The sequence below is a fragment of the Brevibacillus parabrevis genome, from assembly GCF_003710905.1.
Taxonomy (GTDB): domain Bacteria; phylum Bacillota; class Bacilli; order Brevibacillales; family Brevibacillaceae; genus Brevibacillus; species Brevibacillus parabrevis.
Genome location: NZ_RHHV01000021.1, coordinates 177,167 through 189,847 on the forward strand (window position 1 = coordinate 177,167; position 12,681 = coordinate 189,847).

The window sequence follows — 12,681 nt, forward strand, 5'->3', positions numbered from 1 at the left end:
ACGGGAGTGAGTGGAGTGGTGGATGAAGAGTTGATCCATTCAAAAATCGCGATCGTCGGCATATCCTGCCGTGTTCCCGATGGCGATACCCCTTTGGCTTTTTGGCAAAACATCGTCCGCGGTGTGGAATCGATCAAGACGTTTACGGATGAGGAATTGAGAGAGGCAGGTGTTCCTGCTGATCTCCTTCACGACCCGCACTATGTAAAAAGAGGGGCCGTCCTGAACGATACAGCGTATTTCGACGCGGGCTTTTTCCGTTATACAGCCAAGGATGCCGAGATTACCGATCCGCAGCATCGCGTCTTTCTCGAATGCGCCTGGGAAGCGCTTGAGGATGCGGGCTGCGTCCAGGATATCGAGCGTCTTGTCGTGGGCGTGTACGCCAGCTCGTGCATCAGCAGCTACTTTTTGCGTCTGTACGAAGATCAGGAGTTGGTAAAAAGACTTGGGCACGTGCAAATCGGCATCGGCAACGAAAAAGATTTTCTCGCTTCCAAGGTGTCGTTCAAGCTCGGCTTGCGCGGCCCTTCCGTCAATGTGCAGACAGCGTGCTCTTCCTCCTTGGTCGCGGTTCATTTGGCCAGCCAAAGTCTGCTGAATGGCGAGTGTGACATGGCGCTGGCAGGGGGCGTGACGATCCGCAGTGAACAGACAGCAGGCTATGTCTACCAAAAAGAAGGCATGGTTTCTCCGGATGGACATTGCCGTGTCTTTGATGCCGACTCTGCGGGAACGGTTTTTGGCAATGGCATCGGCATCGTGGTCTTGAAGCGGTTGGCAGATGCGATTCGCGATCGCGACAACATTCAGGCGGTCATCTGCGGCACGGCGGTCAACAATGACGGAGAAGAAAAAATCGGGTACACCGCGCCGAGTCCAATCGGTCAGGCGCAGGTCATTCACGAGGCGCTCACCGTCGCCAACGTTTCGCCGCGGGAAATCAGCTATATCGAAACGCATGGAACCGGAACCGAGCTGGGCGACGCGATTGAAATAAAAGCACTCAAAGAGGTTTTCCAGGCCGAGGCGACCTCGCGCCAATTTTGCGCCATCGGGTCTGTCAAACCGAATATCGGCCACCTGGATACGGCAGCGGGCATCATCGGTCTAATCAAGACAGCTCTCGCGCTGAAACATCAAGTGATCCCGCCTTGCATTCACCACGAGCAGCCGAACCCGAAGCTGGCATTGGAGCATAGTCCCTTTTACGTCAACACACGTCCGCGTTCGTGGAAAGACGTCAGCGATTCGCCGAAGGCAGGCGTCAGTTCGTTTGGCATTGGCGGGACAAACGCCCATGTCGTTCTGGAAGCAGCTCCTGTCTATGCTTCCGATGCTTCTGCGAGACAGCAGCATCTGTTTTTGTTCTCAGCCAAAACAGAAAAGGCATTGGCGAATACGTGCCGGAAAATGGCGCAATTTTTCCGTGCCCAGCCTGCGCTTTCCCCTGCGGATGTGTCGTATACGTTGCAGACGGGGCGCGCTCATTTTTCGCATCGGAAAATGGTGGTTTGCTCTTCCGTAGGAGAAGCTGCTCGCTTGCTGGAAGCAGCCGCAATCGGCACGGCAAGCGAAAGCAGGCAGGAGGAGCTTCGCGCGGCTTTTTGGTTTTCAGCGCAAAACCAAGCGCTTTGCACGATGGCGCGCGAGCTGTACCAGACTGAACAGTGCTTTGCCCGCATCTTGGACGGTTATGTCCACGACTTGTCCAAAGCTGCGTTGGCTGCGCCCAGCCTGGATCGCCTTTTGACGGGTGCCGACCTGCTGCATCATGGCGACGCTTTTGACCCGATGTACGGGGAACTGAGCCAGTTTCTTTGCCAAAGTGCCTTGGCCGACTTTTTGGTTTCTCTCGGAATCAAGCCGCAGGTGGCGATTGCGGACGGGGCAGGCTTGTTTGCGGCTGTCTATCAGGCGAAGCTGGCAACCGTGTCCGACCTCGCGAAAATCATCGTCCTGAAACACAAGTGGCTTCGTGCAGCAGAAGAACAACAAAGCCGGATCGAAGCAGAACTGGCTTCGCTGTTGCGGGCAATGCCAGCGGGCAGCGCGGATCACGCTATCTTGTCCGGCGGGACTTCTGTCACGAGCGAGCTGGTTGGTCAGACAAACTTTTGGCTGCACACCATGCAAGCATCCACTTTGCCAGCGACAGCAAAGGCTCCGCTCACGGAGAGCGATGTTCACCTTGTCATTGGGATCGGGATGAAGCAGCCATCCTGGGCGGAATGCAGCCTTCCTGTCATCCATCTGTTGCCTGCGCATGGAGAGATGGAGTCGGCGGAGTGGCGTTTTGCCAACAGCTTGGGCGAGCTTTGGCAGCAGGGGGCTGCGATTGATTGGCAGGAACGGTACTCCGGCGAGAACAGAAGCCGCCTGTCCCTTCCGACGTACGGGTTCGATCGCGACAAGTATTGGTTTGAGAAAAAAGCGCGTACCGCCGCCCCTCAGCCACAGCCTAATCTTTCTCGCAAAAACGAACCGGAGAAGTGGCTGTATCGGCCTGTGTGGAAGCAATACAACGGATCTGGCCGTACCCGTACAGACGACGAGCAGTCTGACACCTACCTGCTGTTTATCGATACGGACGGAATCGGCGAAGCGGTCAAGCAAGCGCTGCAAGCAAAAGGAAAACGCGTGTGCACGGTAAAGGCAGGGCAGCACTTTTCCAAGCTGGACCCGAATGCGTACGAGATTCATCCCGAAGAAACGGAGCAGTATCTCGCGCTGTTGCGGGAAGTGTTTACACCGGGCCAGACCTGGAAAATCGTGCACTTGTGGAGCCTTGCAAACGAGTGCGCAGATGCTGCCCCGGCTGCCGGGCCGTCTGTGTTTTACCGTCTGCTGCACTTGGGCCAATCGTTTGGCATGCTCGATCCGCAGCAGCAAATCCAGCTTTTCGTGATTGCGTCCGCGTCTCAATCGATCACCGGGAACGAAGCTTTGCTGCCACAGCAGGCTATGGCGCTCGGGGCGGCTCAGGTGCTCACGCAAGAATTTGGCAATGTCCGCTCGGCTTTCCTGGAAATCGAGCCGGAACCATTCGTGAAACAAGGGCAGCCTGGCATGACGCTGCTTGTGGAGGAGTTGCTGAAGCAAGAGCCGGAAAACTTGCTCGCGATCCGCAACCGTCATAAATGGGTGCGCACGTTTGAACCGCTTCGCTTGGACCCGCCGACAACTGCACAGCCCGAAGCGGGCGGCGTGCATCTGATTCTCGGCGGCTTGGGCGGAATTGGCTTGACCGCAGCGGGGGCGTTAGCCCAGCACGGTCCAGCTACGATCATTTTGACAGGGCGTTCGCCATTTTTGCCGGAAATGCAGTGGGAGAAATACGTATCCACCACTCCCCCAAGCGACCCGCTGCACCAGAAAATTCGCGAACTGATGCAGTTGCAAGCATGGGGCGCCCAAATTCATCTGTATCAGGTCAATGTAAGCGATGAAGCACAAATGAAGGCTCTTTTGGAAGAGATAGAGGCGACGATCGGACGAATTGACGGAATCATCTTTTCTGCTGGCAGAGTCGTGAGCGATTTCTTTCAGCACGCGATCCCCCATATCCGTCGCGACATGTGTGAAGCGGAGTTTACGGTCAAGCAAACAGGGCTGCTCGTTCTGGAAAAGCTGATCCGGGAAAAAGAGATCGGGTACTGCCTGGTCAATTCCTCGCTGTCCTCGATACTCGGCGGAATCGGACTCGTTGCCTATACAGCGGCTAACCAATTCATGGACAGCTTTGTGCAAAAGATGAACCAAGGGCAGCAGCGAACGCGATGGATGTCTGTCGGTTGGGACGCCTGGAACTTTTCGCTTGCCGATCCAGGCAGCCGCACAGCGACAAGCGAACGGCTGGAGCAATTGATTTCGCCCGCAGAAGGCCGACAGCTGTTTGCGCATTTGTTTTCCCTTCTGCACCAGGAAGAGCATGTCATCGTGTCCACGACAGACCTGGAGCCGCGGCTTGAGCAGTGGGTAAACCGCCCTCGCTACATAAAAGCAGGCAAGCAAGAGAGCCAGAAAGAGATTCCCCTGGAGCAACTGCTGCAGGAGACGATTCAGGACGCGATTGGGAATGCGAACATGGGACTGGACGACAATTTCTTTGATGCAGGCGTCACGTCGCTTGATATTGTCGGGATCAACGATATTCTCCAGAAAACGATTCAGAAGCCTGTTCTGATCTCTTCCTGGTTCGAATACCCGACCATCCGCAAGCTGGCCGGGTACCTGAAAGCGGAAGACAACGATACGGCGGCAAACGATCATGGCTTCGATCGCTCTGAAATTGTCCATAAAGGGATGGATAAATTAAAGCTGCTGCGCCAAAAAGGAAAGGAGGTGCGAAATGGCTGACACGCGAAACTTCAACGGCCTGGAAATCGCCGTGATCGGCTTATCCTGCCGCTTTCCGGGAGCGAACAATCGCCAGCAATTTTGGAACAACCTCAAGGACGGGCTGGAGTCGATCACGTTTTTTAGCGACGACGAGCTTAGAGCAGAAGGAGTACCACAAGAGCTGATCGAGCATGAAAACTACGTCAAGGCTGGTGCGATCATCGATCAGTTTGAATATTTTGACGAACGCTTTTTCGGGTACAGCCCCAAAGACGCTCTGGTCATGGACCCGCAAGTTCGCCTGTTTCACGAGGTAGCCTGGGAAGCTATGGAAGACGCCGGATACGTCCCTGACCATTATCCCGGATTAGTGGGTGTCTTTGCCGGAGCATCGAGCAATTACAGCTGGAATGCCAGAGTGTATTCATATGAAGGGGAGCACCGGGATCTCTTTTCCGAAATCCAGTTGAGCAACAAAGACTTCCTCGCCTCGCGCATTTCCTACAAGTTCAATTTAAAAGGGCCGAGCTTGACGCTCACCACCGCATGCTCGACTTCGTTGACCGCCATTCACGCCGCTTGCCGCAGCTTGCTCAGCGGCGAATGCGACATGGCGATTGCAGGTGGCTGCTCGATTTTGATTCCGCACAAGAGCGGATATATGTACGAAGAAGGGCACTTTCTGTCAAAAAACGGCCAAATTCGCGCTTTTGACGAAGCGGCATCCGGCATTCTGTTTGGGAACGGCGTCGGGGTGGTCGTGTTAAAGCCGCTGGAAAATGCGCTGGCGGACAAAGACCATATATGGGCGATTATCAAAGGCAGCGCCGTCAACAACGACGGCAACCGCAAAGCAGGATACATGGCGCCGAGCGTCGAGGGGCAAAAAGAGGTCATTCAAAGCGCCTTGCAGCTCTCCGATGTAGAGGCGGAAAGCATCTCCTACATTGAAACGCACGGGACTGGAACACAGCTCGGAGATTCCATCGAGTTTACGGCGCTCAAGCAAGTGTTTCGCGAGCGGCAAAGCGAGTGCGTCCTAGGCTCGGTCAAAAACAACATCGGCCATCTCGATGCAGCGTCAGGAGTAGCGGGTTTCGTGAAGACCGTCCTCGCCCTGAAACACCGCCAGATCCCGCCGATGATCAATTTTGCCAGGAGCAACCCGGCTTTGGACATGGAAAACAGCCGCTTTGCGATCAACACCACACTGCGCGAATGGCAGCGTGGAGCGTATCCGTTGCGGGCGGGAATCAGCTCGTTTGGCGTCGGGGGGCAAAATGCGCATCTGATCGTCGAGGAAGCGCCAGAGGTCAGCGAATCGGTGGATACAGAGCAGCAGCCACAGCTCGTTTTGCTGTCCGCGCAAAACAGCGAATCGCTGGAACAAATGGCAGACAATCTGGCAAAGCATCTCGAAGAGCACCCCGAGATCAAGCTGCAAGATGTCGCCTACACCCTGCAAAAGGGCCGGAAGTCATTTGAATACCGCAAGCAAATCGTTTGCAAGAGCCGTACCGAGCTGATCCGCGCCTTGACGGATAAAGGCTCCCGGCAGGCACAAGCTTACCGTGCGGATGGAGAGCCTGGACAGATCGTATTCATGTTCTCCGGCCAAGGCTCGCAATACGTCAATATGGGGCGCGAACTGTATGAACAGGAGCAAATTTTTCGAGAGAGTCTCGATCATTGCTTCTCTCTGCTTCAACGATATTCCCCGGTCGATTACCGTTCCATTTTGTTCCCGCGTGACGAGCAGCAGGAACAGGCCAAGCAGGCACTCGCCAGCCTCGATCACGGGCAAGTGATCTTGTTTGTGTTCGAGTACGCACTGGCCCGGCTTGTGATGGAGTGGGGAGTTCAACCGGATGCCGTGATCGGCTACAGTCTGGGTGAATATATCGCGGCTACCATCGCCGGACTGTTCACGCTCGAACAGGCGCTGCAGCTCGTACTCAAGCGCGGGGAACTGTTTCGCAGGCTGCCTGATGGCAAAATGCTGAGCATTCCGCTCTCTGTGGCGGAAGTGGCTCCGTTTTTGTCTGACTCGCTGGAAATTGCCATCGACAATCAAGCTTCCTGCGTAGTCGGCGGCCCGACACCGCTCATTGTGGAGCTGGAAGAGAAGCTGAAACAGGACAAACGGATGTGCACGCCGCTGCCGTTCCCCAAAGTGATTCATACGTCACGGGTCGAATCGATACTGGACGATTATCAGGCCGCTTTACAGCCGGTAGCCTTTCAGGATATGCAAATTCCTTTTCTCTCCAGCGTGACAGGAGAATGGGCAGAGCAGGCAGACTTGGCAGCCCCTGACTATTGGCTGCGCCAGTTAAAAGACACCGTGCAGTTTACGAAGGCGCTCCAGTTGTTTGCAAACCAGCGCGCCGTATTTATCGAAATCGGGCCAGGACACGATTTGAGTGCGCTGGCAAAACGGACGTTCGACGCTGGAACCGTATCTGTTTCCGGGCAGAACATACTAAACCTGATCCCGTATGCCAACAGCACTGTCTCGGAGCAGCTTCATCTGTACAAGCGGCTCGGCAAGCTGTGGCAGTACGGTGTGAACCTGGACTGGGACAAAGTCAACCCGGATGGAACGCGGGTTCCGTTGCCCACCTATCCTTTTATGCGCAAAAAGTTCTGGCTGGAAGCGGCTTCGTTTCAGCCGCAGGCAGCGAGTTCGCAGCAGTTGGCGAGGAAGCCGATCGAGGACTGGTACTACGTTCCGTCATGGAAGCGGCATACCCCCGTCTTTTCAGCCAAAGACAGTACGTACAAACAGAAGCGGCGGCTGATTTTTGCCGAGCAGTCGAAAGTCAGTGAGCTTTTGACGCAAAAAGTACAGCAGTTGAGCGAGCAGTGTATTGTCGTTTGCAAAAGTGCGCAGCGGCAGCAGATTCGCGGCAACGAATTTGCGATCAATCCGGGCCAGGACGAAGATTACGACTGGCTGTTTCAACAATTAAAAGACAGTTCGTTCACGCCGGATGAGGTCATCCACATGTGGAGCTTAGAAGAGGCTGGGGCGTTGCCGAGCCTGGAGACGACGCTGGACAACGGCTACTACAGCTTGCTCGCGATTGCCAAGGAATTTGGCAAGCATTTTGACGGACATTCGCTGGAGCTAAAAGTTTTGGCAAACGGAGTCTGCTCGGTGGCCGATGTTGGCAAGCTGAACCCGCAAAAGTCGATCATGCTAGGGCCGATCAAAGTTATCCCGCTGGAATACCCGACGATTCGCTGCCATTTGTTTGACAGTGATTTCACATCGGAAGCGAACGCTCTGGACAAGGCGCTCGATTCGTTCGTCCGCCCGCTTTTGTCACAAACCTGGAACGGTATCGTCGCCTATCAAAACAAGCATTTTTGGCTGCCGACGCACGAGGCCGTCTCCTTCGATCCCAGTGACAGCATGGAGCTGAAACCGGGAGGAACGTACTTGATCACGGGCGGTTTGGGCGGAATTGGCCTCGCCATCGCCGACTTTTTGGCACAAAAGGCGCAAGCCACCCTGATTTTGGTGGGCAGGACATTGTTCCCGACTAAGGAAAAATGGCAGGAGCTGCTTGCAGACAACAACGCAGACGACAAGCTCAAGCAGACGATTCGCCGACTGTGCGCAATCGAGCAGGCAGGCGGGAGCATTCACCTCATCCATGCGGACATCAGCGACATGCGCCAAGTGGAAGAGCTGCTGCAAAAAGCAGACCGCCTAGGCGGGGAACTGAATGGAGTGATCCATGCTGCTGGCGTCGCCGATGGGGAAATGATCCAGCGTTCCACAAGAGAAAGCGGCAAAAAGATGCTGGCAGCCAAGGTCGAGGGCACATCGCTGCTTTATGAAGCTGTGCGCGACAGGCCGCTCGACTTTTTTATCCTGTTTTCTTCCTTGAGTGCGTACATCCCCTCCATCGGGCAAGCAGGCTATTGCGCTGCAAACGCGTTCCTCGACTCGTTCGCAAACTATTGCCATGGAAATAATAGTCAGTTTCCCGTTTTGTCGATCAACTGGGAGAGATGGAAAGCGACGGGAATGGCAAAGGAAATCGAGGAGAAGCATCGGCAGTTGACGGGTGAGGAGCTGGCGCATGCGATCACGGAAGCGGAAGGCGTTCACATCTTTTCCAGGGTCGGGGCGATCTCGCTTCCGCAGGTTGCCATCTCTGCCTATGACTTAAACGAGCTGATTACCCGGTACCAGGACGCGCAATTCCCGCTTGTCTCAGAGGGTATCGCCTTTGATTATCCGCAGCCTGACAGCGCTGTTAAATACGAGCGGCCCGATTTGACAACGGAATATGTCGCGCCGCGAGATGAACGGGAACAGCAAATTACAGCGGTATGGGAAGCGCAGTTTGGCATGCAGCCAATCGGTGTTGACGACAGCTTGTTTGAGTTGGGCGGAGACTCGATTATGGCCCTGTCGATTGTGGGAAAAATCCAGAAGCTGTACAACGAACGCATCCCTATGGCTTATTTTCTTCACCATCCCACTGTCGCCGGACTTTCTGCCTATTTGCAGCAGACGAGTCCGAGCCAGGTGGGAGGGGTTCGCGTCGCACCGCGCAAAGACCACTATCCGCTGACGTCCGTTCAGAAGCGAGTGTACTTCCTGCAAAAGATGCACCCGTTGACAACGGTCTACAACAATCCGGGCGTGTACCAATTGGACGGGGAAGTAGAGCCGGGCAAAATCCAGCACATTTTTGAACAGCTCATCGGGCGTCATGAGATTTTCCGCACCTCCTTTGGCTTTGTGGGGCAAGAGGTCGTGCAGACTGTTCATGAGACGGTTCCGTTCGCCAGCGAGGAGCTGGTGCTGCCGGAAGAAGGAATGGCGGCGGCGATCTCCGCTTTTATCCGGCCGTTTGACCTGGAAAAAGCGCCGCTCATTCGCGTTGGTTACGAGCCAAGCAAAAAGCTGCTGCTCATTGACATGCATCACCTCATATCAGATGAGACGTCGTATCAGCTGCTGATCAAAGATTTTCTGGCCTTTTACAAGGGCGAGGAATTGCCCGCATTGCCTGTGCAGTACAAAGATTACGCGGAATGGCATGCAGCCATGCGAGGCACCCCTGCCTTTGAAAAACAGAAACAATACTGGCTGGCGCAATTCGCGAATGGCGAGCACGAAACGAAGCTGCAGTTACCGACCGATTTCAAGCCTCCGCTTGTCCAGAGCTTTGAGGGAGATTTCGTGTCCTTTCATATTGATCGCGAGACAACCGAGCGGTTCAAAAGCATGCTGAAACAGGAAGCGGCTACAGTCAACATGGGACTATTGGCTGTATACGCTGTCCTCTTGTCGAAAATATGCCAGCAAGAGACGGTCATCGTCGGAACCCCCGTATCCGGGCGGAAGCAGACGGAGCTGGAAAATCTCATCGGGGCCTTCGTCGATACGGTTGCCTTGAAACTGAGCGTCGATGCTGCCGACTCCTTCTCGCAGTTGCTGCAAGCCGTCAAGCAAACGATTTCTGCTGCGCTCGACCATCAGGACTATCCGTTCGAAGAGTTAATTAACAATCTGGATATTCAGCGGGATCTGAGCAGAAATCCATTGTTTGAAACGATGTTCAGTTTCCGCGATGTGTACGACAAGACCGACCAAATCGGCGGGGTCCAGGAGATTACTTCGTTTTACAAGCATAAAACAGCCATGTTCAGCATCCGGTTTACCGCTTGGGAGGAAGGGCCGCAAATCGGGTGCGAGATTGAATACTCCACGAAGCTGTTTGCCAAAGAAACGATGGAGCGCATGGCGCGCTACTTCGCGCAGATTATGCAGCAGGCGGTAGCCGAGCCGGAAGCTGCCTTGGCAAAAGTCGAGATCATGCCCGGGCAGGAACAACAGCAGGTGCTGGTCGGCTTTAACCAAACGCGGCAGCAGGTGGACCCAAGCGCTAACGTCTTGTCGCTGTTTGAGCGCCAGGTGGAACAACATCCGGACAAAGCAGCCGTATCGCTGGGAGCAGCGTCCCTGAGCTACCGGGAGTTGGAGCAGGCGGCAAACAAGCTGGCCCGGTACTTGCAAAAACGAGGGGTGACGCGGGAACAGCCCGTAGGCATATACATCGAGCGTTCGCTTGACATGGTGATCGCCATGCTGGCTGTCCTGAAAGCAGAAGGCGCTTATGTTCCGCTCGATGCCAGCATTCCGTTGCAGCGCTTGCAGCAGATTCAAGAAGATGCTGGTGTCAACGTGATGATTTCCACCAGCGATTTGCTCGCAGACGGCAAGCTCCGCTGCCAAAGCCTCGTGCTTTTGGATCAGGAGTGGAGCGAGATTAAGCAAGAGTCTTCCTCGCCGCTGTCCGCCGCAATCGAACCGTCACAGACGGCTTACATCATCTTTACATCCGGTTCTACAGGAAAGCCGAAAGGGGTCATGGTTCCGCATCGCGCTTTGGGCAACTTTTTGCTGTCCATGTCGAGCCAACCGGGCATGACAGCCGCAGATAAGCTGCTGTCCGTGACGACCTTCTCCTTTGACATTTTCGGGCTGGAGCTGTATTTGCCGCTCATCACTGGAGCGACAGTCGTTCTTGCCAGCAAAACGGAGATGGCGGATGGCAGGCAGTTGAGCCGCTTGCTCGAAACGCACGGGATCACCGTGATGCAGGCGACGCCAGCCACGTGGAAAATGTTGCTCATGTCCGGCTGGACAGGCAATCCGCAACTGAAAGCGCTATGCGGTGGAGAAAGCCTGCCGCAAGACTTGGCGCGAGAAATGCTCGGCAAGGTCGGCTCCTTCTGGAACATGTACGGGCCGACTGAAACGACGATCTGGTCGACGATTGCCGAGATTACCGATGCAGAGCAATTGACAATCGGCAAGCCCATCGCCAATACGCAAATTTATATTTTGGACCGGGACAAAAAGCCCGTTCCCGTGGGCGTCTACGGAGAAATGTACATCGGCGGCATGGGTGTGGCATCCGGGTATATCAACAATCCGGCGCTAACGGCCGAGCGGTTTGTTGCCAATCCGTTCGACGGCGAGATGCAGCCTACGATGTACAGGACAGGCGACATCGCGCGTTTTATGGCGGATGGCACGATTCAGTGCGCGGGCAGGATTGACGATCAAGTAAAAATTCGCGGCTTCCGCATCGAACTGGCTGAGATCAAGGCGGTCATTTCCGCGTATCCCGGGATTCGCGACAATGTCGTCGTGCTGGAGTCGCTGGCGGAACGTTCCGGGAAATCCGCTGCGGATGACGAGAAAGGCTTGACGAGCTACCTGGTACTCGCGGCAGAGGCGGCGATCGAGATCGATGAGCTGAAAGGGTTCCTGCTGGAGCAGCTGCCCGCTTATATGATCCCGCAGCAATTTTTCGTGATCGAGCAAATTCCGTTGAACCATAACCAAAAAGTCGACCGCAAGAAGCTGAAGTCGCTGCAGCAAACACAGCTGGTCAGCTCCAAACCGTTCAGGCAGCCGACTACCGAGGTGGAAGAAAAGCTGGCTTCCATCTGGAAAAAGCTGTTGCATCTGGAGCAAATCAGCGCCGCGGATTCGTACTTCGATCTGGGCGGAACATCGCTTACGGTGGTGCTGATGCAGGAGCAGATCAAAGAACAATTTGGACTGCAAATCCACGTAGCGGATATTTTTACCCATCCGACCATTGAGCGGCTGGCTGCGTCCATCGAAGCGGCGATCTTTGCCTCGCAAGGAGCGGGCAAGCGCGGGGTTTCCCTGCCGACTCACTACTTCCTGTCGGCAAGCGATTCCGGCGAAAGCTTGCCTTTGGCGTTGGAGCTGCCCCCTGCCACGGCAAAGGGCTTATTCCAAATCGCCCAGCTTCATGAAATGCGCATCGAGGAAGTCATGCTTGCGCTGCTGTTTTACTTGCTCAAACAGGTGTCGAACGAAGCGAGCATCTCGATCCACCTGTTGAACAAACGCGAGCAGCTCCAGCTGGTTACGCTTGACTTTTCCGGCATGTCTGACTTTGACTCGCTGTTCATGACAGTCAAGGAAAAGATCGCCCAAGCGGAGCAGCACCAATCGTTCCCATCTGTTCCGCCGTATCGGATCGGACGGGAGCAGGACAAAACGATGATTTTGCTGTACCCGTTGGTTCCTGCTGTTTCACAAGCCGTATCGTCTTCTTTCAATGCCGTCTGGGGCTGGGAAGTCGACAGCGAGGAGCGGATCAGGATTCATCTGGAGTACGACAGCCTGCTGTTCAAAGCGGCCGAATTGAAAAAACTGGTGCAGGGCTTTGCCCATTTGGCGAAGCAGCTAGTTTCGCGCGTCGTTCATACGTAAACAGTGCCAGTCGTCGCGCATCCGGGCGACTGGTTTGTCAATTCAATAAACTG

At 55.0% G+C, this 12,681-nt stretch carries 2 protein-coding genes; both read left to right on the plus strand.

Annotation, left to right across the window (positions count from 1 at the left end; genetic code table 11):
* Positions 1-18 precede the first annotated feature (18 nt).
* Entirely contained in the window at positions 19-4,359 is a 4,341-nt protein-coding gene (locus EDM60_RS25575) for an SDR family NAD(P)-dependent oxidoreductase (protein ID WP_167470386.1), read from the plus strand.
* Positions 4,352-12,628 (plus strand): non-ribosomal peptide synthetase/type I polyketide synthase, encoded by an 8,277-nt coding sequence (locus EDM60_RS25580; protein ID WP_122966477.1) that lies wholly within the window; start codon positions 4,352-4,354, stop codon positions 12,626-12,628. The genes EDM60_RS25575 and EDM60_RS25580 overlap by 8 nt, the downstream gene beginning before the upstream one ends.
* Positions 12,629-12,681: the final 53 nt, after the last annotated feature.